Annotated in this window: 31 protein-coding genes; 6 read left to right on the forward strand and 25 right to left on the reverse strand. The window is 34.3% G+C overall.

What is annotated here, in order from left to right; all coding sequences use genetic code 11:
• Window positions 1-111: 111 nt before the first annotated feature.
• From lysA to spoIIM, 20 genes are all read right to left on the reverse strand, one after another.
• A complete protein-coding gene (gene lysA / locus LC076_RS06100; protein WP_226666943.1) occupies window positions 112-1,434 on the reverse strand; it encodes a diaminopimelate decarboxylase in 1,323 nt (440 codons plus the stop codon).
• Window positions 1,435-1,628: 194 nt separating this feature from the next.
• Window positions 1,629-3,098: a spore germination protein gene (locus tag LC076_RS06105; RefSeq protein WP_226666944.1), complete on the reverse strand. Its 1,470-nt coding sequence runs from the start codon at window positions 3,096-3,098 to the stop codon at window positions 1,629-1,631.
• Entirely contained in the window at window positions 3,082-3,660 is a 579-nt protein-coding gene (locus LC076_RS06110; RefSeq protein ID WP_226666945.1) for a stage V sporulation protein AE, read from the reverse strand. Before LC076_RS06110 ends, LC076_RS06105 begins: the two co-directional genes overlap by 17 nt.
• Window positions 3,661-3,668: 8 nt before the next feature.
• Window positions 3,669-4,019 (reverse strand): stage V sporulation protein AE, encoded by a 351-nt coding sequence (spoVAE, locus tag LC076_RS06115; protein ID WP_226666946.1) that lies wholly within the window; start codon window positions 4,017-4,019, stop codon window positions 3,669-3,671.
• Window positions 4,019-5,041 carry a stage V sporulation protein AD gene (spoVAD, locus tag LC076_RS06120; RefSeq protein ID WP_226666948.1) on the reverse strand — a complete coding sequence of 341 codons (1,023 nt, stop codon included), beginning with the start codon at window positions 5,039-5,041 and terminating at the stop codon, window positions 4,019-4,021. Before spoVAD ends, spoVAE begins: the two co-directional genes overlap by 1 nt.
• Before the next feature lie 18 nt (window positions 5,042-5,059).
• Window positions 5,060-5,515 carry a stage V sporulation protein AC gene (gene spoVAC / locus LC076_RS06125; protein ID WP_226666949.1) on the reverse strand — a complete coding sequence of 152 codons (456 nt, stop codon included), beginning with the start codon at window positions 5,513-5,515 and terminating at the stop codon, window positions 5,060-5,062.
• A gap of 15 nt (window positions 5,516-5,530) precedes the next feature.
• Window positions 5,531-5,956, reverse strand: a complete 426-nt coding sequence (locus LC076_RS06130; protein WP_226667001.1) for a stage V sporulation protein AB — start codon at window positions 5,954-5,956, stop codon at window positions 5,531-5,533.
• Window positions 5,943-6,566 carry a stage V sporulation protein AA gene (locus tag LC076_RS06135; RefSeq protein WP_226666950.1) on the reverse strand — a complete coding sequence of 208 codons (624 nt, stop codon included), beginning with the start codon at window positions 6,564-6,566 and terminating at the stop codon, window positions 5,943-5,945. The genes LC076_RS06130 and LC076_RS06135 overlap by 14 nt, the downstream gene beginning before the upstream one ends.
• Window positions 6,567-6,785: 219 nt before the next feature.
• The gene (gene sigF, locus LC076_RS06140; RefSeq protein WP_226666951.1) at window positions 6,786-7,544 is read right to left on the reverse strand and encodes an RNA polymerase sporulation sigma factor SigF; all 759 of its coding nucleotides are present in this window, start codon (window positions 7,542-7,544) and stop codon (window positions 6,786-6,788) included.
• 13 nt (window positions 7,545-7,557) lie between these two features.
• Window positions 7,558-7,998, reverse strand: coding sequence for an anti-sigma F factor (gene spoIIAB / locus LC076_RS06145; protein WP_226666952.1), 441 nt, complete (start codon window positions 7,996-7,998; stop codon window positions 7,558-7,560).
• A complete protein-coding gene (gene spoIIAA, locus LC076_RS06150) occupies window positions 7,995-8,348 on the reverse strand; it encodes an anti-sigma F factor antagonist (RefSeq protein ID WP_146946215.1) in 354 nt (117 codons plus the stop codon). The genes spoIIAB and spoIIAA overlap by 4 nt, the downstream gene beginning before the upstream one ends.
• Window positions 8,349-8,443: 95 nt before the next feature.
• Complete coding sequence (locus tag LC076_RS06155) at window positions 8,444-9,610, reverse strand: D-alanyl-D-alanine carboxypeptidase family protein (RefSeq protein WP_226666954.1); 1,167 nt, start codon at window positions 9,608-9,610, stop codon at window positions 8,444-8,446.
• Window positions 9,611-9,684: 74 nt separating this feature from the next.
• Window positions 9,685-10,656: a nuclease-related domain-containing protein gene (locus tag LC076_RS06160; protein WP_226666955.1), complete on the reverse strand. Its 972-nt coding sequence runs from the start codon at window positions 10,654-10,656 to the stop codon at window positions 9,685-9,687.
• 506 nt (window positions 10,657-11,162) lie between these two features.
• The gene (locus tag LC076_RS06165) at window positions 11,163-12,464 is read right to left on the reverse strand and encodes a pyrimidine-nucleoside phosphorylase (protein WP_226666956.1); all 1,302 of its coding nucleotides are present in this window, start codon (window positions 12,462-12,464) and stop codon (window positions 11,163-11,165) included.
• Between the two features lie 19 nt (window positions 12,465-12,483).
• A complete protein-coding gene (locus tag LC076_RS06170) occupies window positions 12,484-13,311 on the reverse strand; it encodes a purine-nucleoside phosphorylase (protein WP_226666957.1) in 828 nt (275 codons plus the stop codon).
• Window positions 13,312-13,323: 12 nt separating this feature from the next.
• Window positions 13,324-14,508, reverse strand: coding sequence for a phosphopentomutase (gene deoB / locus LC076_RS06175; RefSeq protein ID WP_226666958.1), 1,185 nt, complete (start codon window positions 14,506-14,508; stop codon window positions 13,324-13,326).
• A 303-nt stretch (window positions 14,509-14,811) separates the two neighbouring features.
• The gene (gene xerD / locus LC076_RS06180) at window positions 14,812-15,705 is read right to left on the reverse strand and encodes a site-specific tyrosine recombinase XerD (protein WP_226666959.1); all 894 of its coding nucleotides are present in this window, start codon (window positions 15,703-15,705) and stop codon (window positions 14,812-14,814) included.
• A 6-nt stretch (window positions 15,706-15,711) separates the two neighbouring features.
• Window positions 15,712-15,939 carry a YqzK family protein gene (locus LC076_RS06185; protein ID WP_226666960.1) on the reverse strand — a complete coding sequence of 76 codons (228 nt, stop codon included), beginning with the start codon at window positions 15,937-15,939 and terminating at the stop codon, window positions 15,712-15,714.
• Between the two features lie 429 nt (window positions 15,940-16,368).
• The gene (locus LC076_RS06190) at window positions 16,369-16,842 is read right to left on the reverse strand and encodes a Fur family transcriptional regulator (protein ID WP_226666961.1); all 474 of its coding nucleotides are present in this window, start codon (window positions 16,840-16,842) and stop codon (window positions 16,369-16,371) included.
• 118 nt (window positions 16,843-16,960) lie between these two features.
• Entirely contained in the window at window positions 16,961-17,614 is a 654-nt protein-coding gene (gene spoIIM, locus LC076_RS06195) for a stage II sporulation protein M (protein ID WP_226666962.1), read from the reverse strand.
• Window positions 17,615-17,739: 125 nt separating this feature from the next.
• Between spoIIM and LC076_RS06200 the strand changes: the two genes are divergently transcribed.
• Complete coding sequence (locus tag LC076_RS06200; protein ID WP_226666963.1) at window positions 17,740-18,303, forward strand: GNAT family N-acetyltransferase; 564 nt, start codon at window positions 17,740-17,742, stop codon at window positions 18,301-18,303.
• Between the two features lie 151 nt (window positions 18,304-18,454).
• Here the strand turns inward: LC076_RS06200 and LC076_RS06205 are convergent, their stop codons facing one another.
• Together LC076_RS06205 and LC076_RS06210 are read right to left on the reverse strand one after the other, a co-directional pair.
• The gene (locus LC076_RS06205) at window positions 18,455-19,621 is read right to left on the reverse strand and encodes a TIGR00375 family protein (RefSeq protein ID WP_226666964.1); all 1,167 of its coding nucleotides are present in this window, start codon (window positions 19,619-19,621) and stop codon (window positions 18,455-18,457) included.
• A gap of 36 nt (window positions 19,622-19,657) precedes the next feature.
• Complete coding sequence (locus LC076_RS06210) at window positions 19,658-20,212, reverse strand: NUDIX hydrolase (RefSeq protein ID WP_226666965.1); 555 nt, start codon at window positions 20,210-20,212, stop codon at window positions 19,658-19,660.
• 80 nt (window positions 20,213-20,292) lie between these two features.
• On the opposite strand from LC076_RS06210, the gene mciZ reads away from it, so the two are divergent.
• Together mciZ and LC076_RS06220 are read left to right on the forward strand one after the other, a co-directional pair.
• Window positions 20,293-20,466 carry a Z-ring formation inhibitor MciZ gene (gene mciZ / locus LC076_RS06215; protein ID WP_226666966.1) on the forward strand — a complete coding sequence of 58 codons (174 nt, stop codon included), beginning with the start codon at window positions 20,293-20,295 and terminating at the stop codon, window positions 20,464-20,466.
• Between the two features lie 58 nt (window positions 20,467-20,524).
• Window positions 20,525-21,433 (forward strand): aldo/keto reductase, encoded by a 909-nt coding sequence (locus tag LC076_RS06220; RefSeq protein ID WP_226666968.1) that lies wholly within the window; start codon window positions 20,525-20,527, stop codon window positions 21,431-21,433.
• A 487-nt stretch (window positions 21,434-21,920) separates the two neighbouring features.
• Here LC076_RS06220 and LC076_RS06225 read toward each other — a convergent pair whose 3' ends face one another.
• Window positions 21,921-22,154, reverse strand: coding sequence for a YqkE family protein (locus LC076_RS06225; protein ID WP_226666969.1), 234 nt, complete (start codon window positions 22,152-22,154; stop codon window positions 21,921-21,923).
• Window positions 22,155-22,401: 247 nt separating this feature from the next.
• On the opposite strand from LC076_RS06225, the gene LC076_RS06230 reads away from it, so the two are divergent.
• From LC076_RS06230 to LC076_RS06240, 3 genes are all read left to right on the forward strand, one after another.
• Complete coding sequence (locus LC076_RS06230; protein ID WP_226666970.1) at window positions 22,402-23,001, forward strand: CPBP family intramembrane glutamic endopeptidase; 600 nt, start codon at window positions 22,402-22,404, stop codon at window positions 22,999-23,001.
• 351 nt (window positions 23,002-23,352) lie between these two features.
• The gene (locus LC076_RS06235; RefSeq protein WP_226666972.1) at window positions 23,353-24,261 is read left to right on the forward strand and encodes an alpha/beta hydrolase; all 909 of its coding nucleotides are present in this window, start codon (window positions 23,353-23,355) and stop codon (window positions 24,259-24,261) included.
• Window positions 24,262-24,453: 192 nt separating this feature from the next.
• On the forward strand, window positions 24,454-25,677 hold the full coding sequence (locus tag LC076_RS06240; RefSeq protein WP_226666973.1) for an MFS transporter: 1,224 nt from the start codon (window positions 24,454-24,456) through the stop codon (window positions 25,675-25,677).
• Between the two features lie 43 nt (window positions 25,678-25,720).
• Here LC076_RS06240 and LC076_RS06245 read toward each other — a convergent pair whose 3' ends face one another.
• Together LC076_RS06245 and LC076_RS06250 are read right to left on the reverse strand one after the other, a co-directional pair.
• Window positions 25,721-25,963: a DUF2552 family protein gene (locus tag LC076_RS06245; protein ID WP_226666974.1), complete on the reverse strand. Its 243-nt coding sequence runs from the start codon at window positions 25,961-25,963 to the stop codon at window positions 25,721-25,723.
• A gap of 10 nt (window positions 25,964-25,973) precedes the next feature.
• The gene (locus tag LC076_RS06250) at window positions 25,974-26,297 is read right to left on the reverse strand and encodes an iron-sulfur cluster biosynthesis family protein (protein ID WP_226666975.1); all 324 of its coding nucleotides are present in this window, start codon (window positions 26,295-26,297) and stop codon (window positions 25,974-25,976) included.
• Window positions 26,298-26,909: the final 612 nt, after the last annotated feature.

The raw sequence follows: 26,909 nt of genomic DNA on the forward strand, positions 1-26,909 counted from the left end.
ATTGCTCCAAAATACTAAGGGCGTGACCCACACTAAAAGCCGGTAGACATATGTTGTCTACCGGCTTTATTTAGAAAAAAAAGCAGAATAACCTAACCTTATTTAAATAATCTACTGTTGTGTAACTTTCGATTTCAATGGAAGATCATTAACTAACAGATCTTCAAAGCTTTCTCTTTGTATAACAAGCTGTTCTTCCCCATTTTCAACGAAAACAACAGCTGGACGTGGAATTCTATTATAATTATTCGCCATTGAATAGCCATATGCTCCCGTACAAAATACAGCGAGAATGTCATTAGGTTTCACTTCTGGTAAAGGAAGATCCCATATTAACATATCACCACTCTCACAGCATTTCCCTGCTATGGAAACTGACTTCTCATGCTTCTCAGTTACTCTGTTAGCTAATACTGCTTCATATTTTGCTTGATATAATGCCGGACGAATATTATCACTCATTCCACCATCAATGGCAACATATTCCCTAATATTAGGTACAGTTTTTTGGGACCCAATTGTATATAAAGTAGTTCCTGCATCGCCTACTAGTGAGCGACCTGGCTCAATCCAAATTTCAGGCATCATGATACCCATTTCACTCACTTGTTTTTTTACAGCTTCTACAATTTTTTCTACATAGTATGTTGCCGGAAGTGGTTCGTCTTCTTCAGTATATCTAATTCCAAAGCCTCCACCTAAATTCACGACTTCTGGAATAAAAGAAAACTGTTTTTGCCATTCTTGTATTTTAGAAAAAACACGTTCTGCAGCAAGAACAAAACCAGCAGTATCAAAGATTTGTGAACCAATATGACAATGAATACCTAATAGATGAATGTTATCAATTTTTAGTACTTGATCAATTGCCTGCTCAATTTGTCCATTTAACAAACCAAATCCAAATTTCGAGTCTTCTTGACCTGTTGTAATATAATCATGTGTATGTGCTTCAACACCAGGTGTAACACGTAAAAGCACTGGAACTTTTGTTGAATACTCTTTTGAGAGCTCGGCTAACAATTCGATTTCATAGAAGTTATCAACAACAATACATCCAACTTTTTGTTCTAAAGCCATTTTTAATTCAGCTCGACTTTTGTTGTTACCATGTAAATGAATTCGTGACGGAGGAAATCCTGAAGCAATGGCTGTATACAATTCTCCACCTGACACTACATCCAATGATAAACCTTCTTGATCTATTAACTGAAACATTGCTATAGAAGAAAAAGCTTTACTTGCATATGCTACTTGTGCACGCACATTCATTTTTTCAAAAGCTTGTTTAAAACTACGAGCACGTTCTCTTATTAAAGCAACATCATAAATATAGAGTGGTGTTCCATATTTAGTTGCTAAGTTTATTGTATCAACTCCACCTATTTCTAAGTGCCCTTTTTCATTAATTCTACTAGTACCATGTAAGAACAACTTGCTTCCCCTCTTTCTAAAACTAGGCTCTTCTAGATCTAAATCCACGTATATTTTCTCGTTCTATTCACACTTAAACATGTTAAAGTAGACAGTTAACACCTAATGGTCCTAACTGTCTGTTATAACTGTAAATCTGCATTAAATTAAAGATACAATATCATAAAAGAGGGGTTCTTTCAATGTCACTTTACCTAATTCGACTGTTTTTTTCTATTTTGGGGATGTACAATACTAGGTCTCAGCTTCGCACCAGGTACAGATGTACGAATAATAATTTGCCACAGAGCCTTTGCATTAAATGGTAAAAAAGGCCATAAGTAAGGAGTGTTTAGTGATCTAATACTTGCAAGAAGTAAAATAAAGACTGTACTACCAATTATAAAACCTTCTAACTGAAACATTGCCACTGCTATTAATAACAACAATCTAGCAATTTTATTTGCTCCACTAAGCTCATAACTAGGTGTAGCAAATGTTCCAATTGCTGCGATCGCAACATATAATATAACTTCTGGAACAAATAATCCAACATCAATTGCTATTTGCCCTATTAACGCAGCAGCAATTAATCCCATTGCAGTCGAAAGTGATGTTGGTGTGTGTATAGCAGCCATCCTTAAAAATTCTATACCAAAATCTGCGAGAAAAATTTGGATAACTATTGGTATGTTTTTTTCTTCATTTGGTCCTATAAACGCAATTTCCTTCGGTAGTAAGGATGGTTCTGAAACATATAAAAACCATAATGGAAGAAGAAAGATAGATGCGATAATACCTAAAAAACGTACCCATCTAAGTAATGTTCCTACAGCCGGTGCTTGGCGATATTCCTCAGCGTGCTGTACATGATGAAACATTGTTGTTGGTGTAATAATTACGCTTGGCGATGTATCGACCATAACTAACACATGACCTTCTAATAAATGATTTGCTGCTACATCAGGCCTTTCAGTATAGCGCACTAATGGATAGGGATTAAAGCTTTGTTTAACTAAAAACTCTTCAACTGATTTGTCAGCCATTGTTATTCCATCAATTTCGATAGATTCTAGTTCTTTTTTTATAATTTTTACCAATTCTGGATTTGCAACGTCTTTTACATAAGCAACACAAACATCGGTTTTAGAGCGCTCACCTATTTTTAACATTTCATATCGTAATCGTTCATCTCTGATTCTTCGTCTAATTAGTCCTGTATTTACAATAATATTTTCAACAAATCCATCTCTTGATCCACGAACAATTTTTTCTGTATCAGGCTCTTGAGGTTGTCTTCCTGGGTAACTTCTGACATCAACTACGAGTCCGTAGTCACTTCCTTCAATAAGAAAGATAATTAAACCAGAAAGTAATTGATCAACAACTTCGTCCAATGTTTTAATTTTTTCAACCGATTGATTGACTATTCGATTTTCTAATATCTCTTTGAACTTGACATGATCCACTTCATTATCACTTATAGCAGTTATCTTATTTAAAATTTGTACAATATAAGCTGTATCACATAAGCCATTTAGAAAATACATATTAACTTGATAGTCCATTATAAATAACTTTCTAATACCAAGATCAAAACTAGTGTTTAATCCTACATGTTCCTTAAAGAACTTCTCGTTCTCTGCAAGATTTCCTGATATAGGGTATTTACTTTTTGTCGTCATCATATCCGCTCCTTTCTAAAATTAATTCAACAGCTTTTAATGTAATTGGACATCCATTCTTCACACTGTCTTTTCTAGCCATTTTTCCAATATCTCCTATCCCTACAATAACAGGCACATTTAATTGATCTAAACAATAGACAGTGTCACCGCTTATCCTTCCTAATTCAAGGTCCTTTAAACCACTTTTATCTACACCATACTCTGTTAACTCTCCAAAGCGATCAATACTTACATCTACTTTTGCCCATTCCGTTTGATGTGTTTTCGATGCAACTGCGATAATACCTAGCACCTCAATCTCAGAGTGCTCTGCAACATATTTTAATGCTGTTTCTCCAGCACCTTCTCCTAGCAAACCACAATCATCAAACATTACAAAAACAGGATCATTCTTTGCTTTGAGAATGAGCTGAACAATTTGTGATCCTGTTAAAGTGGTCGGATTTCCTTGTGATTGAGATATCGCCCTTCCACCTATTTCAGACGCTACATATTGAATTGTTTTTGCAGCATACTCATCGCCATCAGTTACAAGAATGACCCTTCTTTTTTTTGTCAATGTTTATCCTATCCTTTCGGCTTGAAAATGATAGCCATAATAAAAGCAAATAAAATTGCCGAAGAAATACCTGCAGAAGTTAATTCAAAAATCCCAATTCCAATTCCAATAAATCCATGTTCATTCGCTTGTTCCATCGCACCATGAAGTAAAGAATGACCAAAACTAGTGATTGGTACTGTAGCTCCAGCTCCCGCAAATTCAATTAATTTGTCGTAAATCCCAAAGCCATCCAATATTGCTCCTGATACAACAAAGGAACTCATAACGTGTGCTGGTGTTAACTTAAAAATATCTAATAGCAATTGGCCTATAACACAAATTGCTCCTCCTACAACAAAAGCTAATAAATATTCCATTAGCTATTCACTCCTCTATCTGTTCTTTCAAAAACAACTCCATGAGCTATCGTAGGAATTGTTTCTTTCTGTTGAATCATCGTAGGACTAAGAAGAGCACCAGTGGCAACAACTAAGACTCTAGTTAGATTACCTTTTTGTAATTCGTTAAATATATGGGCGTAAGTAACAACAGCAGAGCATCCACAACCACTTCCACCAGCAAAAACCTTTTGATCAGGTCGATAAATCATTAGTCCACAATCATTATGTTTATTATGAACGTCAAAGCCTTCTTCTTTTAATAATTCCTTAACAATAGGACTTCCAACACTTGATAAATCACCTGTTAAAATCATGTCATAATCATCCGGTGTCCGATTTAAATCTAATAAATGTTGAGAAATGGTCTCTGCAGCTGCTGGAGCCATTGCAGAACCCATATCAAACGGATCGGAAATTCCAAGATCTGCAACTTGACCTATCGTTGCAGATGTAATCTTAATATTACTAACTTCTTTACTAATTAAAACTGCCCCAGAACCTGAAACAGTAAAGGTTGCAGTATCAGGCTTTTGTCCCCCGTATTCAGTAGGATATCTAAATTGTCTTTCAGCTGTAGCATTATGGCTACTTGTTGCTGCAAGTACATTGCTAGCAAAGCCACCATCAACTAATGCCGAACCTAATGCGACCGTTTCCATTGAAGTAGAACATGCTCCAAACATACAGAGGAAAGGAACTTTTAAATGTCTTGCAACATAATTGGACGTTACATTTTGATTAAGTAAGTCGCCTGCAAGAAATAGGTCAATATCGTCTGATGTTTTATTTCCTTTTTTTAAACATTGTTCAATAGCTTGTTCCATTAACCTTCTTTCTGCTAACTCCCAATTGTCTTCATCACAGTGTAATTCTTTATGTTTTATATCAAAAAGCTGCCCTAATGGTCCTTCAGCTTCTTTAGGTCCTACAGCCGTTCCACTTGAATGAACAAATAAAGGATTTTCAAACTTCCAGGTTTGCTTTCCAGTTAATTTCATGGTGACCTCCTCCTTTACTTAAAATCCTAACCCATAAAAATACCTAATCATCCCTACTATATAGGCTGCTACAACACCAAACACAATGACACTCCCTGCTAACTTAAACATATTAGTTGCAACACCAAGAACAATTCCCTCACTTCTATGTTCTATAGCAGCACTAGTCATTGAATTTGCAAAGCCAGTAACAGGAACCGCTGAACCAGCACCAGCAAATTGACCAATCTTATCGTAAATACCTAAACCTGTTAGAAAAGCAGAAATTAAAATTAAAGTGGCAACAGTAGGATTACCTGCATCCTTCTCTGAAAAATTAAGAACGTTTATATAAAAATTTTGTATCCCCTGACCAACCAAACAAATAAACCCACCAACTAAAAATGCCTTAAGGCAATTCAAGAAATATGGTGGTTTTGGTTGAAAATTTTTAATTTGATTTTTATAATCATCCTTCATTTTCGCCTTCGCCATTTTTCATTACCTCCCTTACTGATTCACAAAATAAATCCAATGAAATAAAGATCCGATTATTTTTCCTAGCACAATTGCCATCAGTAATATGACTATTTTTTCACCAAAGCCAATTCGTTTCGCTAAAATAGGAAATACATTAAGTACTTCTGTAAGTGCAGCAGCTAGCATCCCAATAAAAATGCCACATAAAAGGCCAATTGGAATTAGCCAAAATGCTGATTGATCTAGCTGTGTATTTCTTAAACTCATCCAACCTACTATGACAGCACCAAGAATAATTGCCCATTCATACACATGAATATATCGATATGTTTTGGTTAACTGAGTCAATCTGGGTATAATTCCCAACACGGCTAAAAATGCAACAAACCCTGACCCTACAACAAGTCCCCCTGATAAACCAATAATCATTAACAGACAAGTGCTAACGATCGTCATCAACACTATTTAAATTCTCCTTGTTCTCATTCATTGCAACATATTGATCTAAATCTAACTGATAGTTAAACATCTCAACTTCTAAGGGACTTGGTTCTTCATTGATTCTCTTTTTAAATAAATGATTAAAAAATAACACCATACCTAACCCTAAACCAATTGAATATGGAACTTGTAGGATAAGTGGCTGATCATTTTTCTTACCGGTTACAATTTTATAAATTCGCTGATGTACTTCTTGCATACTCACATCTTCATGGAAATTCATTATTGCTAGCCCAGCACCAATGAATAATATTAGCCAAACAGCACTAAATAAAAAAGGTGATACTTTCTTCTTCTCAAACACAATTTCAACGATTGTTTGGGTTGAGCCTATTGTTTGAACATCAATTTGATGATCGAACTGATGGATTGCTTTTAATACATGCATTACATCTATTACCACCATATTTTTGTCTCTAGGTTGAATTTTGTGTAATAATAACTTTCTAAGTTTCTCTGTCAACTCCTTATCACCGACAATGAGAGCTATCTTGTCAATTGAAATAACATCGTTAGGATGTACTTGAATGCGATGACGAAGTCTTATATAAACCGTCTTTTCCACCAAGAATCACTTCCTATCGACTAAATTATCATCCAATTTAAAAACTTGATTATCAATGTTGTTCGTATATGTAGTATGCATTGGCTTAATTTTAATCATGCAAGTCTGAAGGCAAGTCCATTAATTACCATCAATTTATCTTTTAAAAAAGCACAAAAAAGACTGATCTTACTATGTGTTTAAACATAAACACATAGGTAAGTCAGTCTCTTTTTTACATTATTGATTCATTCTATCCTTCATTTGTTGCAATATCTTTTTTTCTAGTCTGGAAACTTGAACTTGTGAAATACCTAAGCGATCGGCAACTTCAGATTGAGTTTGATCTTTGTAATATCTAAGAAAGACAATCAACCTTTCACGTTCATCTAAATCTCGAATAGCATCCTTTAATACAATTTTATCAAACCACTTTGTTTCTGTATTATCAGCAATTTGATCTAATAATGTAATAGGATCTCCATCATTTTCATAAACTGTTTCATGAATGGATGAAGGTGCTCTAATTGCCTCTTGAGCAAGAACAACTTCCTCTGGAGAAATATCTAAATAATTTGCAATTTCAGCAACAGTTGGTACTTTCCCCATGGTTTTTGATAACTCATCTCTTGCTCGACGAATTTTATTACCTAATTCTTTTAATGATCTGCTTACTTTCACTGTACCATCGTCACGGATAAACCTTTGAATTTCCCCAATAATCATTGGCACTGCATAAGTTGAGAATCTTACATCATAAGATAAATCAAATTTATCTACAGATTTTAACAAGCCTATGCTTCCAATTTGGAATAAGTCGTCAGGTTCATAACCTCGGTTCAAAAAGCGCTGAACAACAGACCAAACAAGTCTCATATTTCTTTGGATAATTAAATCACGAGCATCTTGGTCCCCTTCTTGACTACGACGAATCAATTCCTTGACTTCATGATCTTTTAACTGCGTATTTGTCTGATCGTTCTTGACCTCCACATCCATAGCAAGTCTCCCTTTAATTGCATAAAGCTTTACTTTTAGATAAGTGTTTAATTAACTTAACTGTTGTACCGCTTGTAGCCGTTGAGTCTACTGTAATTTCATCCATAAAGTTTTCCATAATTGTAAATCCCATCCCAGATCTTTCAAGCTCTGGCTTCGTTGTATACAAAGGCTGTCTTGCTTCCTCAATATCAAATATTCCAATTCCTTCATCACGAATTGTCATATGGATTACCTCATCCTCTAACGTGACTGAAATATAAACAATCCCATTTGGATCATTTTCATATCCGTGAATAATTGCATTTGTGACAGCCTCAGATACAACTGTTTTTATTTCTGTTAATTCATCCATTGTAGGATCTAGTTGTGCAATAAAAGATGCCACTGTCACCCGTGCAAAAGATTCATTTTGACTTAACGCTGAGAATTGCAGGTTCATTTCGTTTCTCATGATGCCACCCCCAATGTCTGGAGTGCTTTCATTTCGTTTTCTTCTAAACGAATGATTTTAAATAATCCTGACATATCAAATAAACGCTTAACAGCTGGTGAAATAGCACAAACGACCATTTCCCCACCCATTGCTTTAATTTGTTTATATCTACCTAAAATTACGCCCAAACCAGAACTATCCATGAACGCTAGATTTTCTAGATTTAATACAATATGCTTGGATTGATTTGCAGCTAACATTTCCGTAACCTTCGTACGTAATTCTTCAGCTGCATGATGATCAAGCTCACCTGAGAGTCGGATACATAATACAGATTTTTTTACATCAAGTTCAATTGCAAGACTCAAGGTTTTACCCCTCCTTAATTTCTGGATAAAGAGTCTTTCTTGATTGAACTTTTAATTTCCTGCTTCATGACAAAACTAGTGTAAATTCGTCAACATTAGCTAGACTTTGTAAAGCTTCCCATTACACGTTTAAATAATTGCCACCAACTAGCTTCTTTTACATCTTTTTCTGCAACGATCTTACTTTCTGCAATAACCTTGTCTTCTTTAACTAATTGAAGAGAACCTAATTCATCTCCTTTTTTAACGGGAGCTTGTACATCCTCTTTTAATACAATCTCTTGTTTTACATCATCCACTTTTTCCCCTTTTTTCGTTAAAACGGAAATCGGCTCTGATGTCATTAGATTTACTTCTTTTTCACTACCTTTACTCACCCTTACTTTTGTTAATAATTCGTCTTTCTTAAATAAAGGGTGAGTTTGATATTGACTAAATGCATAATCTAACATTTTCGTAACCTGTGCATTACGATCCTTTGGTGTATCAGCTCCAAATACAACAGCAATAACACGCATATTATCTTTTTTAGCAGTAGCAGTTAAACAATATTTTGCTTCATTTGTAAATCCAGTTTTAACTCCATCCACACCAGGATAAAATTTAACTAATCGATTTGTATTTACTAACCAGAACTTCTCTTCTGTTCCTTCTCGTAAATAATCTTCATATTTACCTGTAAAATTCGTAATCTCTTCATACTTTAATAACTCTTTTGCCATTAATGCCATATCATGTGCAGAGCTAAAATGATCTGGCTCTGGAAGACCTGTCGGATTTTTAAATTGAGTATTTTTCAAACCCAATTCCTCAACTTTTTTATTCATCATATTGACAAATTCTTCAGCAGACCCCGCAATCTTTTCTGCCATAGCAACAGATGCATCATTACCAGATCCAATTGCAATTCCTTTAAGCATTTGCTCGACTGTCATTTCTTCTCCAGGCTCTAAGAATATCTGCGATCCGCCCATTGAAGCAGCATATTCACTTGTTCGAACTTTTTCATCCCACTTGATTTGATTTTTATCTAGTGCTTCCATAATAAGCAACATTGTCATTATCTTTGTCATACTTGCTGGAGGAAGCTTTTCATCGCTATTTTTATCATACAAGATCGTACCTGTATCTCGTTCAATTAAAACAGCAGACTTTGCTTTATCTGCAAGCTCGACAGTTTTGGAATCTTCTTTGGCTAGAGCCATTGGTGTAACAGAGACAAGCATCGCTATAAGTGTTAAACACGAAATTATTCGTTTCATTTCATAAGCCCTCCATTCTTTATACATCCCATTTTTTCCAGAAGGAGGGAAAATATACTAAGCTTGGAAAGATTTTATTTTTTTAATTTTGATAAATTGTATGAAGTAGCTTTGCCACGGCCAAATTGAGGGACTTTCAAAGAGGATAGAATTTTATAAGTTGTGGATGGTGAGGAAATTTGCAGAAAATCTCTTGTTTGTTTATTCGTAATAGTAGTACCAAATAATAGTTTATAGTCATTAAAGGTTTCTAAATGGGCATTTCTTGAGGAAAAGTTACATTCACCACAATACCATGTACCCCTTACTCTTTGTAATGGATAACAACCGCAATTTGTGCAAAACACTCCCTTACATATATCATTTGAATTTAGTTCAAACAGATGAAAAATATTAAATCCAGAAGGTATATGATCCTTCAGCAAACTCTTGGCTACTTTACGTAGATCCTTCATCGTAAAAATTGGAGCTTTATACTTTTGTTTATAATACTCAACTTTAGTTATAAGCTCACTACTTCTACTAATGGTATCTAAGTATTTCCTACTATTATTTTGATTTCTTAATAATGCTGAATTGTTCGTCATAACTACCTGCGTTTCAATTGGTAAACTTACGATTTTTTTCTTATTCAAATATCTTATTAACTGATATTTTTGATGTTTAACTTGCAGAACAGGATCAGGAAATACTTCTTCACCATCATTGAATTGTCTAATTAATTGGTGGTACGTTTCATCAAATGTAATTTTTCCAGAAATATTTTTAACTTCTAAAATCAGAATAAAGTACTGAGATAAAATTAGTATATCTATCTGGAAATAATTTCTGTTGTCTATTGTTAGTCGTAAATCGTGTAAGATCATATATTCTTCTGGAAGAAAACTCAAATAATATAAAAGGGATTTTTCACCTTTATATCCCGCCGTAGTCTTAGCTAACTCTTTCTCAATTTCTTTCATTTTTACATGAGTTGGAAATAGACGTTTCTTTAGTACTTCAAGCTTTTGGATCTTTACCGGTTCCTCTAATGGTTTTATGATCAAGTATTTTCCTCTCCTCTATTATTTAGTCTAGATAGTTTTCTCCCATATTTATTGGTTTTCCTTTTTTGTCACTTTGTAAAGCTAACTGTAAAAATTAAATGTAGAAAGCGAAAAATGAGTTTCTTCTATATTTAATTTCTCATTATGTAGTGTTATCCAAGTTAAGATAGCATCGAAATTTCTATTTTATCAATCTTTAAAATATCTTTAGTTTTTAAATCTATGTTCATGCTTTCCTACAGTCATAAAATGTACTTTATCGATCATAAAATTCAATTTATCGACCATTCTCCCGCATTTGTCGATCATCTTTACACGTTTGCAAGCCAACCTCGCTTTCACGTCCACCACCTCTTATCTAACCGACTATAACTAACCATTACAAGCCGCTAGCCATGTCTAACTAAACTAGATTTTCAACCCCGTTCCTATTGCACAAGCCTTTCACACCATTAAAACATCTAAAAAACCACAGTCCAAAGACTGTGGTTTTATCACAATAATCATTATTCAACTGTAGCGTAAATTAATTTTGGTTCTTCCACTTCGTTAGTAGAAATCGAAATACTATTATATAATTTGTTTCTTACGTTTTGGACGTCTTCCTGGTTACTATGAATTGTAACTAAAGACTCCCCTTTTTTTACTTTATCACCAATTTTTTTATTTAATACTAATCCAACAGCCAAATCGATCACCGAATCTTTTGTTGCGCGACCAGCTCCTAATAGCATGGCAGCTGTTCCAACTGAATCAGCAATAATTTCAGATACATAGCCATCTTCTTTTGCTTCTAGCTCAAATTGGTATGTAGCTTGAGGAAGTTTTTCTGGCTTATCAACGACAGATCCATCTCCACCTTGTGCTTCTAGGAAGATTTTTAAGGTTTTCAACGCTTTACCATTTTGGATAACTTCTTCTAACATTGAACGAGCTTCTTCTAGTGAAGTAGCTTTTTTAGCTAATAAAACCATGTAACTACCTAATACAAGACAAAGCTCTTCTAAATCTTTAGGACCTTTTCCACTAAGTGTGTCAATAGCTTCCTTTACTTCAAGTGCATTTCCAATTGCATATCCTAATGGCTGACTCATGTCAGATATAACAGCCATTGTTCGACGACCAACAAGATTGCCGATGTCTACCATTGCTTTTGCTAGTTTTTTCGACTCATCTAAATCTTTCATGAACGCGCCTGCACCGGTTTTCACGTCTAAAACGATGGCATCGGCACCAGCAGCTATTTTTTTACTCATGATCGAACTCGCAATAAGCGGTATGCTGTTCACGGTCGCTGTTACATCACGTAATCCATATAAGCTCTTATCTGCTGGTGTAAGATTTCCACTTTGTCCTATAACAGCAATCTTATTTTTGTTAACAAGTTCAATGAATTGTTTATTTTCAATTTCAACGTGAAAACCTGGAACAGCTTCTAATTTATCAATTGTTCCACCTGTATGTCCTAAACCACGTCCAGACATTTTTGCAACAGGTACTCCGACTGCAGCCACTAATGGACCTAGTACAAGTGTTGTCGTATCACCTACACCACCAGTACTATGTTTATCAACCTTGATCCCCTCAATTTCACTTAAATCAATTGTATCACCAGAGTGGACCATAGCCATCGTCAGTTCAGCACGCTCTTGATCGGCCATTCCTTGAAAATAAATAGCCATTGTTAAAGCACTCATTTGATAGTCAGGAATGTCACCTTTTGTATATCCTTCAACGATAAAGTGAATTTCTTCTTTTGTTAATTCTAAACCGTCTCTTTTCTTTTCAATTAAATCAACCATTCTCATTGTTTATCTCACCTTTTCTTTAGTTTGACGAATGTATTTTTTCAATAACATTTTTGACTAAATTTAAGAAATTTGTTTTCACCTTTTCTGTTGTTTCAATTACTTCGTCATGTGATAGTGGTTGATCTAAAATACCAGCAGCCATATTTGAAATACAAGAAATTCCTAAAACACCTAATCCAGCATGTTTTGCAACAATTACTTCAGGAACTGTTGACATTCCTACAGCATCTCCACCCATAGTACGAAGCGCTCGAATTTCAACTGGTGTTTCATAAGAAGGTCCTGTGTTACCAACATAGACTCCTTCTTGTAGCTTAATGTTTAAATCAGCTGCAACGTCCTTCGCTATTTGTCGGTACTTCTTATCATAGCTTTCTGACATGTCTGGAAAACGTGCACCTATTCTAGAATCATTAGGACCAATTAATGGGTTCGTCCCCATATTATTTATATGATCTGTGATGAGCATTAAATCTCCTGCTTCAAAAGATTCATTAATTCCACCGGCGGCATTTGTAACGATCAATGTTTCAACACCGATTTCTTTCATCACACGAACAGGTGCTGTTACTTTTTCTAAACTGTATCCTTCATAAAAATGAAATCTTCCCTGCATCGCAACAACATGCGATCCTTTCAATGTTCCAAAAACAAGTTGACCAGCATGTCCTTCAACAGTAGAAACAGGAAAATTCGGAATTTCACTATATGGTATTTTAACTGCGTCTTCAATTTCATCTGCTAGGACACCAAGGCCTGATCCTAATATCAAACCAATTTTCGGGATTTCTTGATATTTTTCTTTTAAAAAATGAGCTGCTTCTTTAATGTTTTCATAATTCATTATGTACCCCTCCTATTTTAAATCAGCTAAAAAGCTTTTTCCGTTAGCTGGCATTTTCACATTGAAATTATCAGCTATAGTTGCACCTACATCAGCAAACGTATCTCTAATGGTTAACTCGTTTCCATGACCTAATCTTGGACTATATACTAAAAGAGGCACGTATTCTCTTGTATGATCTGTTCCATGGTGAATTGGGTCATTTCCATGATCAGCCGTTATGATTAATAAATCTTGTTCTGTTAATTTCTCTAGAACTTCTGCTAACCTAACATCATACTCTTCTAATGCTTTACCATAACCTGCAGGATCACGTCGATGCCCAAACAGTGCATCAAAATCTACTAAATTAAGAAAGCTCATCCCTGTGAAGTCCATACCTATTGATTCATTTAACTTGTCCATACCATCCATATTTGAGATTGTTCTTAAAGATTTTGTAATGCCTTCACCATCAAATATGTCTGATATTTTCCCGATTGAGATCACATCATACCCACTATCTTGCAGCTCGTTCATCACTGTTCGCTCAAATGGCTTTAATGCATAATCATGACGATTCGATGTTCTTGTAAAGTTACCTGCTGTTCCTAGGAATGGTCGTGCAATGACACGTCCTACCTTGTACTTTTCAGCTAAAGTCATCTCACGTGCTATCTCACAAATTTTATATAACTCATCTATAGGAACAACTTCTTCATGAGCTGCAATTTGCAAAACTGAATCAGCTGAAGTATAGACGATCAATGCTCCTGTTTTTAAATGTTCTTCTCCAAGTTCATCAAGAATCTCTGTTCCTGATGCTGGTTTATTTCCAATTACTTTACGTCCTGTTTTTTGTTCTAATGTTTGTATTAGTTCAGGCGGAAAACCTTTAGGGAACACTTGAAACGGTTGTTCAATATGCAAGCCCATTATTTCCCAGTGTCCTGTCATTGTATCTTTCCCATTTGAAGCTTCCTGCATTTTTGTATAATATGCTAGAGGCTTTTCTTGAATTGGTATTCCTTTAATCTCACTTATATTGCTCAAGCCTAACTTCGCCATATTTGGCATGGAAAGTCCATCCATATGTTCTGCAATATGAGCTAAAGTATTAGAACCAATATCATTGAATTGATCAGCATCGGGCGCTTCACCAATACCTACTGAATCAAGAACAACTAAGAAAACACGCTTATATGTATAATTTGACATTGATATCCTCCTTTTATGTTCTTACCTTATCTTAATCTTCCATAAATCATGATATTCCATTCGACGAGGTAAACTTGTCGGAAGTCTGACAACTATTTTCTCCTCTCCATTATAAACTTCTTTTTACCTTATTTACAACTTAATTAAACCGATTTATAAGGAGTTTTTTTTTGCTCACTATCAACACAAGTAACAGATTAAACAAACAACTATTTCACTAAATGGAGAACTGTTCCAATGACAATGAATTGAAAACAATTCTATTTTAAAATAATAAAAAAGCACCACATTCGTGCGGTGCTTTTATGCTCTTGGGTGAAACTGATTATAAACATCTTTTAATCTAGCTTTTGTCACATGAGTATAAATCTGTGTTGTTGATATATCTGCATGTCCAAGCATTTCTTGTACTGCTCTTAAATCTGCCCCATTCTCAAGTAAATGTGTTGCAAATGAATGCCTTAAAGTATGAGGTGTTAGTTCATTTTGTATCTCTGCTTCAATTGCAACCTTCTTTAAGTTTTTCCAAAAGCCCTGTCTCGAAATTCGTTTGCCATGATGATTGACAAATAACGCTTCTGTCGGTTGCTTTGGATTAAGCAGTTTCGATCTTGCTCTTTCTATATAATCCATTAAAGCTTCCGATGCCGCTTTTCCAACCGGAACGATCCGTTCTTTATTGCCTTTCCCGTAACAACGAATAAATCCCATGGTTAAGTGAACATCTGTTAAATTTAAGTCAATCATTTCACTGACTCTTATACCTGTAGCATATAAAAGTTCAAGCATTGCTTTATCTCGATAGCCAAATGGTGTGGTGAGCTTTGGTGTTTCTAGCAACTTTTCTACTTCTTGTAATGAGAGTATTTTAGGAAGACTTCTCTCTAATTGTGGTGATTCAAGTAATACTGATGGATCCTGATCAGCTTGTTTTTCTCTTAATAAAAACTGATGAAAACTCCGAATTGATGCTGAATGTCTTGCTAATGTTTTACTTGATTTCCCAGCTTCTTTTAGAAACTTTAAAAATTGAATAATATGAAAACGAGTGACATCATTAAACGAAGTAATTTGTTGCTTTTCTACTAAGTGCTTTTGATAGCTTTTTAAATCTCGCTCATAAGAAACAATTGTATTATTTGACAGACCTCTTTCTACAATTAAATAGTGGATAAAATCTTTCAATTGATCTTTCACATTTTTCTACTCCCCATTATCAATAAAAAAAATAAATCTGTTTAGCCAGCTTTCCTCTTCATTATTAACCATATTGGTTACCTTCAGAGCTGCACCTTCTGGTTGATCATAACGATGTATTTCTTGGTACTCTAAGTTCACCCAAATGATAGCATAATAGAATAAAATCGTAAATCCAGTGAACAAGACAAATACCTTCATCATATCTCTAACTGTTTTAAACCATCGAATCATAATGCAACCTCCAAAAAATCAAAGTTCTTTTCAATTATCGAGTAAAGTGATGATTATTAAAAGATATGCCAAAAAGGACAAACTTTATACATCATTTTTCCTGTTTTCGGAACATTGTTGCTACAATACGTAAAGTTCCTTATTTTGTATAAATTCCTACTCTGAATTTTTTAAAAGGAGATTCGAGAGATTGCTTCATTAAAACTGAAGCTAAAAATTTAATTAGTACTGATGTGAAGCATGAAAAGCGGAATGAACCTACATCTAGGATAAAATCCTTACAATTTGAAACAGAAAAAAAGGGTGTTATTTATCCTCCTCGATAGGCTAAGAGCGTGCGTCAAAGTACTTATTGACCGTTTGTGCATTTTATCATTATGTAAACGATACAAAAAGCAAAAAGCCTAACTTTAATAAGCTAGACTTCAATTATTTATTATCATCATTAGTTGATTCATTTTCACTCTTTTCTTGACATTTTGTACATATCCCATGAAAAGTTAAACGATGATCTTTAATTTTAAATTTAAAATCTCTTTCGACGATTTCTTCCACATCTTCAAGTAGATCATCTTCTATTTCAGCGACAGATCCACATTCGATACATACTAGATGGTGATGAAAATGAGCTGCTCCTTCTTTACGAAGGTCATATCTTGAAACACCATCACCAAAATTTATCTTATCAACAACTTTCAACTCAGTTAAGAGTTCAAGAGTTCGATAAACTGTTGCAAGTCCAATTTCAGGTGCCTTTTCTTTTACAAGAAGATAGACATCTTCGGCACTTAAATGATCTTCCTCATTTTCTAATAGTACCCGAACAGTTGCTTCACGCTGTGGCGTTAACTTATAACTAGCAGTATGCAACTGCTTCTTAATCCGATCAATGCGGTTTTCCATAACTACTTTTCCTCCCTCGCCGCGTTCCCAAAACTATTATATATCAAAGAAGAGGAAAGTGTCCAACTAAAATGATTATAATCTAATAAAGATAATGTTTATTATATAATAATAATTATTATTTACTGACGAATTCAACTACATTTTTCATTAAAAATGGTGAAGCATAGGCTTCAAATCCAGAAGCAATAATGGCCAATACACCAATGAATAAAAATACTGAAACGTATCTCATAAATAAGGAAAAAGGCGCCTCCATATTGCTCGTTTTCTTCACAAATAATTGCCTAATTATTTTTAGCGTAAAGGATATCGCAACAGCTGACATTAGTATAAAGGCTGGGATAAGTAAAATATTTTGGGGCAGAACCGTAACGAATGAGAGTAAAAATCCTTTTAACCCCAATTGGTTAACTAAAAAACCAACTGTGAATCCTACTACCATTCCTTTAATAAATAACATGACTAAAATTACAGGTAACCCTATAATTGAGACCCCTAATATCCACATAAGACCTAAATATTTCAAATTATGAAAAAAGCTTTGTTGAAACATATCTGTTGAGCTCGCTACCTTACCTTCTGCGACTTGTCCAAAAAATCGGTTTAAGTAATAATATAAATCTTCTTTTTGACTCAAGTTCATACTATTAACAATGATGGCTCCAAATATTACTCCCATCAAAAATAACACAAAGACAAACAAATATATGGACGAATGCTCCTTAAGATGCTGCTTCATCATTGCACTTAATGGCAGTTGTTTACGCATAATGATTTCCTCCCGTCATTCACTTACTAGAGTATATGAGAGGACTTCATTTCTATGACTCAAAAATGGTTTTCTTTTCTAGTTTTCTCGTTTATACTACTAAAAAATAATAAGGAAGTGATAAGATGAACCCTATTTTACTAGATTTCCCTTCTGAGTTCACAACTAAACGTCTTTTACTGAGAGCTCCACAATCTGGCGATGGTAAAGCTGTGAATGCCGCTATATGTGCATCAATTAAAGAATTAAAACCATGGATGCCATTTGCTCAACACCTACCAAAGGTTGAGGAAACTGAAATAAATATTAGAGAAGCAATAGCAAAGTTTATATTAAGAGAAGACTTGCGGTTTCTAATTTTCGACCGTTTTACAGGTGGCTTTATTGGTAGCACCGGTTTACATCGTATGAAGTGGAAAGTTCACAGTTGTGAAATTGGATATTGGATTGATTCAAGATATAGTGGAAAAGGATATATAACTGAAGCTGTTGAAGGCCTAATTCATTTCGCAGTTACTGAACTTCATGCTAAACGAATTGAAATTAAATGTGATACTAAGAATGAAAAAAGCAAAAAAATACCAGAAAAACTAGGTTTCACACTAGAAGGGACCTTTCGCCAAGATGATTTATCTGCTGATGGTAAGTATTTACGTAATACGCATGTCTTTTCTAGGCTGTTTACGTAGAAATCATACCTCTTACTATTAAAATAAAGTTATCATTGAAAGGAGAACAATAAAAAAGAGTTCTCCTCAATATGTTGACAATCGCTCGCTCTCTGAAAGTCGATGCTCTTCAATAAATCTACAACGCTAACTACTCACTAAGGAGACTTATTTAAACTCCACTAACTTTTCCATATGTTCCTCCGCCACCTGATGATACTTGAAGCTTTCCTTCTCTAGCTGCAATGATAAACTCTACAAGCTTGTTGGGTACGACTTTTTGAAGTTCTTCTTTTGAAACTTGATGTAAGATATTCATTTCTGTACCAAATAAGTCTTTTAATTTATCAAGGGTTTTCGGTCCAACACCAGGTATAAATTGTAATGGCACTTGATGTATATATGGAGGACGAAACTTCTCATTTTCACGATTACCGGCTAATTCCTGTATTCGCTTTGATACACCTTTTGTAAACCGCGTACTTCCACAATTACTACATTTTACTTCATTAAAATTTGGCTTTAAGCCGCATTTTTCACATGTTGTTTCATAATACTTACCTAAGTAAGGATTTAACCCGTAATTCGCTTGAACAGCTCTCCCCTCTTTAGAATGCAAAGCTTTTTGTAACTCGAAGAAGCTTGGCTCTTTTAATAGTAACTTTTGATATTCACGAGCAATTTTCGGTAATGAATGTGCATCTGAATTTGTTAAAAAAGGATACTGATGTAATTCTTCTATTTTGTCTGCCATTAATGTATCTGAGCTTAATCCTAATTCAACAGCATCAATTAATGAAGGAGAAAAAACTTCTGTTAATGAAACACTCACCCCACTGCCATATAAGCTTTTATGAGGTGTAAATATATGCGCAGGTATAAATAGCCCACCTAAATCTTTTACGCACTGTTGAAGAGTTTTTCCTTTTTCATATATCCTTTGTGAGCTAAGTGTAATATTCTTAAGTCTAGACGAAATCCACGTTGAAAATTGCTTCATCTTCTCTAGTGTCGGCATATAAACTAGCACATGAACAGGTCCTTTACAGGCATCATCATAAATTTCAAGCTCACTACCGAGAATTAATGTCGTCCTTTGAAACCTAATACCTCCATCATCTAATTCGTAACAATCACCCTTCTCGATAAGCTGAGTAAGTGTAAGCAACACCTCTGGAACATGACAATCGATAATCCCTATCATATCAATTCCTTTATGCTCACTTGCTTCAACTAATATATTTTCAAGTGTTAATGAACGGGACGCTGTGATTTTCACTGGTTTTCCTGACTTTGTTTGTCCGATATGAATATGTAAATCAGCAAAATAGCTGTTCATCTCTTGAATAAAACACCCTCCTAAATATAGCTTTAATTATCTTTGTGCTCTTTTTTGCATAAGCTGTAAATATTGAACTGCATAAGCTGTCTTCGCATCGAAAATTTGTTGATTCACAATCATTTCCTGTGCTTCTTCTAGTGTGACTTCCATTACTTCTACAAATTCATCTTCATCTAATTCTGCTTTATGTGTTAGCTTCTCCAAATTTTTCGCAATAAATAAATGAACAAGTTCATCAGCAAATCCAGGTGATGTATAAAAAGAGATTAAAGGCTCTAGTTCATCACATGTATATCCTGTTTCTTCCTCCAACTCTCTTTTTGCTGTTGTTTCTGGTTCTTCCCCTTTTTCAAGCTTTCCTGCTGGTATTTCAACGATCGTTCGTCCAAGCGGTTTACGATATTGCTCGACCATCACAATCTTTTGATCTTTTGTAAGAGCTATTACGGCTACTGCACCTGGGTGCTTTACAATTTCTCTTGTACTTGTTTTACCATTTGGCAGCTCTACCTCTTCTACATATAAATCAATAATTCGTCCTTTGAAAATCTCTTTCGAAGAGATCGTTGTTTCTTTTAAGTTTTCCACTTTATCCTCTCCTGTTCTACATACTTTTTCATCACCATATATTCTATCATACCTTACTGGAAGGGAATGGATATGAACACATGAAAATCTATCGAAATGAAAAGGGAATTGTATTAATTGGAAAACCGCATGAAATTCAATCAAAATTAAAGGAATATGTTAAATTATACAAAACTTTAGATCAACTGATCCAAAGTAACAATAAGAGAAAAGGGAGGGTTCTTTTATTACCTTCCTACAAGCGTAATGATTGATTTTCCCATCGCTTTATACTAACCTCAACTTAAAAGAACTCTAGAGGAGTGAAAAGTTTTGCGGAAAAGACGGCTTGGAAATTCAGATTTATATGTAAGTGAAATTGGATTAGGCTGTATGTCGCTAGGAAATAATGAACAGCATGCTGTTTCATTGATTGATAAAGCAATTGATGTAGGAATTAATTATCTAGATACAGCTGATTTATATGATTTTGGAGAAAATGAAGAATTAGTCGGTAAAGCGATTAAGCATCGTCGACATGATATTGTATTGGCAACAAAAGCAGGTAATCGATGGAAAGAAGATAAATCAGGCTGGACTTGGGATCCTTCTAAAAAACACATAAAAGAAGCAGTTAAACAGAGCTTAAAACGTCTTCAAACAGATTATATTGATTTATACCAACTCCACGGTGGGACTATTGAAGACAATATTGATGAAACGATTGAAGCTTTTGAAGAATTAAAGCAAGATGGACTTATACGTCAGTATGGAATTTCTTCTATTAGACCAAATGTGATAAAAGAATATCTAAGCAAATCCAACATCGTTTCGATTATGATGCAATATAGCCTTTTAGATCGACGTCCTGAAGAATGGTTTTCACTTATAAATGAACATAATGTAAGTGTGATTGCTCGTGGACCTCTTGCAAAGGGTCTTTTAACAGAAAAGCCTTTATCTTTAAAGCTAAAAACTGAAAGCTATCTTTCCTATACTAAAGATGAGCTAAAAAATCTATTAATGGAATTTGAAAATATAGATTCACCACTTACAATGACAGAGATTGCTTTACAATATTGTCTTTATGAAGATGTTGTTGGAGCAGTTATCCCAGGAGCTAGTAAACTTGAACAACTACTAGAAAATGCAGCTGCTGGAAATGCCCAACCGTTACCATCTAACATACATCACAAACTTCAACAAATTGCTAAGCTAGATCAATATGAGCAGCACCGATAACACCTTTACCTTTGGCTCTTTTCTGAACGATTGTTGCTGTGTAACAAAATTGGAGTGAAAACATTGTTTTTTCACTCCAAGGGTACTATTTTATGAAGAAAAGATGCCACTTCACTTAATACAGTGCTGATTGCTTCAGGTATTTAAAAGCAACAAAGTTTGCGAAAACGACCTTACCTCTTAAGTAAAAGACATTATGAAGGTAAGATTAGTATCTATTAAAAATCTATTTTATTGATTTCACTTGTTCCACTGAAGGAATATATAAGGCTTTCATCATAGGAGAATTTCGGATTATTTTTCTCCTTAAGCTCTAACTCCTGGATCTAGCCCTTTTAGACAAGGGTGCAAAAGGGATCCCCCTAAAGGCGCACATGCCGAGGAGGATCCCGGAAAGCCCTAGATAAAATGGCTTTTTCATTTTTTCCACAATTGAGTTTAATTGCTCCAAAGCTTGGTTGCTAGGATCGATTTCTTGTCATATTTTTCATTTGTATTCTTTCCACGATAAAGAGCTTTCATTTAATAATTCTTCAAAGCTTTTATTTTTTTCCCTTTGCTTGCGCTCTTCTATTTTTTTCTTCTCAAGTTCAGCGTCTCGTTCTTCTTGTTCTTTTGTTAGGCCTTTTTTTACTGCTTTTAATTGCTCTAGTAAATCACTATTTAAATGATCTGAAACAGATACGCTTTTGTCGTCTTTTTGTTTTTTAGGTTTCTTCATCTAAGTTGCCTCCTTCAATAAGCTTTTTAAAATTATAGGTTTATTTTTATCAATTTTTCAAGCTTTTTCTCCTGGATACATTATGATTTCTATAAAAAAAATAATGATAATTGATTAAGACGACTAATTTGGTAGCTATTGTATCGAGCTTTGCTGTTATGTATTATAGTTTAGGGAGTGAAAATTAGCCTAATTTATCCCCTTTCAAAAAAGAGCTTTAAAATTTCATAGAAAAGAGCTTTTAACCATGACTGATTTAAAACTAGCAAAACAAACTGATTTACATAGTAAGCAAGTGATATCTAGCTTTATTTATACTATTTTTTTGTTGTGTTGTATTATTTTCCTTCTCTTAACTTTTAATATACTTTCAATAGATGACCTTCTATCTTTCGATCAACCTATTTCTCTACTTGTATTTACCTCAGTTTCTTCGGTAGGTTTGATTTTATATGGAGTTTTCCTATCCTATATCATTTCATCTCAATTCATCGATGAGACGAATAAAACGTTTAAAGACTATTCCATTTTTTCAATTTTCATTTTTATGCTCGTAACTTCATTTTATGAAGAACTACTGTTTCGGGCAATTATCCAAAACATCGCATTTATTTTACTCAATAATGAATGGTTTGCAATCGGTATTGCTACAGTGATTTTTTTGCTATTTCACACTCGATACTTTAAAAATCCATTAATGTTAGTAAATATTATTTTACCTAGCTTAGTTTTTGGATGGATTTATATGTTAACCAATAATCTATTTGTTCCTTTTATTACACATTTTCTATCAAACGTCGTTATGACACTTCTTTTTAAATTTAATATCATCATATTGAAAAAGTAGCTTCTTTCACCTTGTATATTTTGTTATCATTATTGACATTTTATATGATAGAAAGGAGTGATTTAAAAAATGGCAAAACAACAAGGACAAAAAGGAAAACCTAATGCTGATACATCTAAAAAAATGATGGCTGCTGAAGAAATGGAAAAGGCTATCCATCCTACTAAAAGACAAAACTCGGAACAATAAGACGCAATCATTAAATAGGTAAATCATCGGAACCATTTTACTGGTTCCTTTTTATGATGGAAACAATTAATAATGAATGTTGATCATACTTACTCAGTTAATCCTTATATGGTATTATTCGTATATAGCTTGAACGAATATTAAGGTAAGGAGCTAATTTTTATGAAAAAACTAGTTATTGGGCTACTCATCTTTTTGTCGTATGTTTTTATTGTCGGATTTTTCTTTACGAATAAACTAATGTACATTAAGAAAAAATCAGATAAAGAATTGATAGATCGTGATACCAATTTCGGCCTATTTAATCAAAAGGAATTTGATGAACTGGATAAGCAACATTTTACAATTCCATCTCAGTTTGGCTATTCTATAAAAGGATCACTTATTGCTCCTTACGATCATCATCGCTATATTATTATTTGTCATGGAGTAACCGTTAACAAACTGAATTCTGTTAAATATATGAATTTATTTTTACAAAAAGGTTGGAATGTTGTCATTTACGATCATCGCAGACATGGAGAAAGCGGTGGAAAAACAACGAGCTATGGCCATTATGAAAAATTTGATCTTCAATCTGTTGTACACTGGCTAAAAAAAGAGGTTGATGACCAGATTTTATTAGGAATTCATGGTGAATCAATGGGTGCTGTTACAACATTACTTTACGCAGGTATGGTTGAGGATGGTGCAGACTTCTATATAGCAGATTGCCCTTTTTCCGAACTTGAGGCCCAGCTTTTATTTCGTCTTAAAGTGGAATTTAAGATTCCTAGTGTTTTTATCATGCCTATTGCGAAGCCCTTCGTAAAACTTCGTGATCGCTATTCTATTCATGAGGTATCACCTCTTAACGCTGTACAAAATATCGAAAACCCTGTTCTTTTTATCCATAGTAAAGATGATGATTACATACCTTCTGAAATGTCACAGCAGCTTTACAAACAAAAAACTGGTCCTAAAAAGCTTTTTATTGCTGAAAATGGATCTCATGCTATGTCATATATCAATAATCGTGAAGAATATTCTAAGGTTGTAGACGAATTCTTTGAAGAAATTGATTTATTCTAATTAAGAGGTGCTATCCGCCCTTAGCACCTCTGTTCACTATAAATTAAGCAAAGCGCAAGCATATTTGTGTCGAACCAGACCCTGGTGCTAGACAGCAACAATAACAATCTTAGAAAGGAGAAATCGTCCAGTGTAAATACAATCCTGCTTACCTAATCAACAAATTAAATCATTTTTCAGGGCGGGATATTTATGTTTAAAAAATCATTTCATTTTTTATGGCTCGGTCAAGCTTTTGCAAATTGTGGTGATGTCTTCTACATTGTTGGTGTGATTAGTTTATTATATCAGCTTACTGGATCTGCCTTTTATACAGCTATGATTCCTTTTACAATCACATGTGCAAGGTTTTTGGGAAGTTTATTTGTTCCTTGGATATTGGATCGGTTGTTATTAAAACATGTTTTAGTCCTTTCACAATGTATAAAGACTTTGTTGCTATTTATTCTCTACGCTTGTTTTTTAACAAACAATATAACAAATAACACGGTCATCTATATCTTTCCACTTATTGGATTTATTGCTTTTTTAGATGGTTGGGCCGTTCCAGCTCGTCAATCTCTAATTGTCAAGATTCTTGACAGAAGTCAACTTTTAAAAGGTAATAGTTTTCTTTCAGTGATTGATCAAGTCATTAATCTTGGTTGTTGGCCTTTAGGAGCCATCATCACATCATTAACTGGTGGGCAAGGATTACTTCTGATAACAGGGATCTTCTTTTCCATTTCAACCTTTCTTATGGTTTTTATTGTTGTGGAAGATACTAAAACAGAGACGTTCAAAGGAAATCCAACTGAGAAAGAGTCTTTTATCGAAGGCTGGAAAGTTATTTGGGAAACACCTTCGATTAAAACTATAGCAATGATTGAACTGTTAGATTCTTTGGCTAGTGTTGTTTGGATTGCTGCTATTTTATACATCTATGTTGAGGAAGTTCTCCATCAACATGAAGCCTGGTGGGGATATATTAATTCAACTTTTTTTGCAGGGTTATTAATAGGCGGCTTTTTCACACTAAGATTTCAGCGTTTGTTTATAACCAATGCTCATAAAATATTGCTGATAAGCTCAATCCTTGTGTCTTTATTTACACTTGGTTTTGGTTTAACATCCATTGGATGGCTGGCACTCGTTTGTTCGGCTGCTGTTGGTATTTTTAGTCAATTTAAAGTAATCATTCAAACAACAATCTACCAAACGGTAGCTACAGAACGTGTGCTTGCAAAAGTATTTTCAGCTCGTGACGCGATTATGACAGGATCTTTTGGAGTAGGAACGCTACTTTTTGGATTCATTGCAGATCTACTTCATGTTAAAGTACTTTTTATCATCTCTGCTGCTTTCATTACCGTTTCTTCTATTATTATCTTAATCGGTAAACGATTTATAAATATTAATATTATGGTAGATAAATAAGAATTGTAAAGGGCTGACTTATGCAAAAAGTCAGCCCTTTTTCTTATCCTAATACATCTGAAATATGTTCCATGTTCTTTTCCATCCACTTTATTGCCTCATCAATAGTTGGGAATTCTTGGGCTTCAAATGACATTTCATCTTGAAGCAACCAAACATCTTTTGTGTCCTCATGACTCCCCCCTATTGACCAATGAAGAAGGCTATAAGGATGATTATCATTTAAAAATGACACCCATGTTTTATTTAACGCTACATTTTCGATCGATTTTAATACATCCTTCACTGTCTTCTCCTCACTTCACTAGCAAGTTCATGCGCGGATTTAGTATTTGTGAAGGACTTTTTAACATATAGCTATTTGCTGTTTTATTATATGAAATGGTAAGTACTTCATCTAAAAACACCATTTTTGTTTTTTCAACGAATAGTGGTATATAATTTGTTTCTATCTTCACATCATCTTCTTCTACTTCATTTACTAACCATAAAGCTGTAACTCCGCTCATCACACATCCACAGCCCTCTGTATCATATTTCATTTTCATATGACGAGCTTTATTACCTTCAATAATTGGTGCTAACTGCTCAATAGCTTCCTTTGTCATTGTAATTTCCATGATAAATCCCCTTCACGTTGTTTTATACGTAATAGTTTATCATACAGATTTCTTTCATGCATGATTCCGCTACGATTAACATAAAAGGGACCTCTTCATGTTAAAGGAGAAGTGAGCTTATATAGAAATTAATTCACTTTGAATGGACTTCTATGAGGAGTTTTTATTTCTGTATTTGCGCGGAGAAAACACGAGCATCTTAGTTTTGTTGGGACATAAGTATTTAAGCTAATAATAAAACCAAATTATTAGGTGATATGTCAATTAATCATTCGCCTAATAGATCGGGATTTTGTTTGTCGTCTTCAATATTTTTTTGATTTTGCATTCGATTTTTAAGAACTAGTGGAATGAAGCGGAAGACACTCGACTCCTACGGGAATAGAGGAAGGCTGAGACCCCGCAGGCGTAGCGCTGAGGAGGCTCAGCTTCAATGTCATCAAGCTAAGAAACCAATAATTTACATCTACATCATACCTATGGTAGTTTACAAGTGTTTTTAACGCTTGTTTTAGATCTAGTCTCTAAAAAAGGCAATAGGATGCCCGGGGCTTGGGTTTTACATTTTTTCAAGCCCCTACATTTTTATATTTACTTCTTTCAATTGAATAA

This window comes from Metabacillus litoralis (assembly GCF_020524045.1).
In the GTDB taxonomy this organism is placed as follows: domain Bacteria; phylum Bacillota; class Bacilli; order Bacillales; family Bacillaceae; genus Metabacillus; species Metabacillus litoralis_C.

Excerpts from the sequence above, each read along its gene's own strand:
- LC076_RS06105 (WP_226666944.1), bottom strand. The coding sequence starts at position 3,098 with ATGACGACAAAAAGTAAATACCCTATATCAGGAAATCTTGCAGAGAAC.
- spoVAE (WP_226666946.1), bottom strand. The coding sequence starts at position 4,019 with ATGGAATATTTATTAGCTTTTGTTGTAGGAGGAGCAATTTGTGTTATA.
- spoVAD (WP_226666948.1), bottom strand. The coding sequence starts at position 5,041 with ATGAAATTAACTGGAAAGCAAACCTGGAAGTTTGAAAATCCTTTATTT.
- spoVAC (WP_226666949.1), bottom strand. The coding sequence starts at position 5,515 with ATGGCGAAGGCGAAAATGAAGGATGATTATAAAAATCAAATTAAAAAT.
- LC076_RS06130 (WP_226667001.1), bottom strand. The coding sequence starts at position 5,956 with ATGACGATCGTTAGCACTTGTCTGTTAATGATTATTGGTTTATCAGGG.
- sigF (WP_226666951.1), bottom strand. The coding sequence starts at position 7,544 with ATGGATGTGGAGGTCAAGAACGATCAGACAAATACGCAGTTAAAAGAT.
- spoIIAB (WP_226666952.1), bottom strand. The coding sequence starts at position 7,998 with ATGAGAAACGAAATGAACCTGCAATTCTCAGCGTTAAGTCAAAATGAA.
- LC076_RS06155 (WP_226666954.1), bottom strand. The coding sequence starts at position 9,610 with ATGAAACGAATAATTTCGTGTTTAACACTTATAGCGATGCTTGTCTCT.
- LC076_RS06165 (WP_226666956.1), bottom strand. The coding sequence starts at position 12,464 with ATGAGAATGGTTGATTTAATTGAAAAGAAAAGAGACGGTTTAGAATTA.
- LC076_RS06170 (WP_226666957.1), bottom strand. The coding sequence starts at position 13,311 with ATGAATTATGAAAACATTAAAGAAGCAGCTCATTTTTTAAAAGAAAAA.
- deoB (WP_226666958.1), bottom strand. The coding sequence starts at position 14,508 with ATGTCAAATTATACATATAAGCGTGTTTTCTTAGTTGTTCTTGATTCA.
- LC076_RS06185 (WP_226666960.1), bottom strand. The coding sequence starts at position 15,939 with ATGATTCGATGGTTTAAAACAGTTAGAGATATGATGAAGGTATTTGTC.
- LC076_RS06190 (WP_226666961.1), bottom strand. The coding sequence starts at position 16,842 with ATGGAAAACCGCATTGATCGGATTAAGAAGCAGTTGCATACTGCTAGT.
- spoIIM (WP_226666962.1), bottom strand. The coding sequence starts at position 17,614 with ATGCGTAAACAACTGCCATTAAGTGCAATGATGAAGCAGCATCTTAAG.
- LC076_RS06200 (WP_226666963.1), top strand. The coding sequence starts at position 17,740 with ATGAACCCTATTTTACTAGATTTCCCTTCTGAGTTCACAACTAAACGT.
- LC076_RS06205 (WP_226666964.1), bottom strand. The coding sequence starts at position 19,621 with ATGAACAGCTATTTTGCTGATTTACATATTCATATCGGACAAACAAAG.
- mciZ (WP_226666966.1), top strand. The coding sequence starts at position 20,293 with ATGAAAATCTATCGAAATGAAAAGGGAATTGTATTAATTGGAAAACCG.
- LC076_RS06225 (WP_226666969.1), bottom strand. The coding sequence starts at position 22,154 with ATGAAGAAACCTAAAAAACAAAAAGACGACAAAAGCGTATCTGTTTCA.
- LC076_RS06230 (WP_226666970.1), top strand. The coding sequence starts at position 22,402 with ATGACTGATTTAAAACTAGCAAAACAAACTGATTTACATAGTAAGCAA.
- LC076_RS06235 (WP_226666972.1), top strand. The coding sequence starts at position 23,353 with ATGAAAAAACTAGTTATTGGGCTACTCATCTTTTTGTCGTATGTTTTT.
- LC076_RS06240 (WP_226666973.1), top strand. The coding sequence starts at position 24,454 with ATGTTTAAAAAATCATTTCATTTTTTATGGCTCGGTCAAGCTTTTGCA.
- LC076_RS06250 (WP_226666975.1), bottom strand. The coding sequence starts at position 26,297 with ATGGAAATTACAATGACAAAGGAAGCTATTGAGCAGTTAGCACCAATT.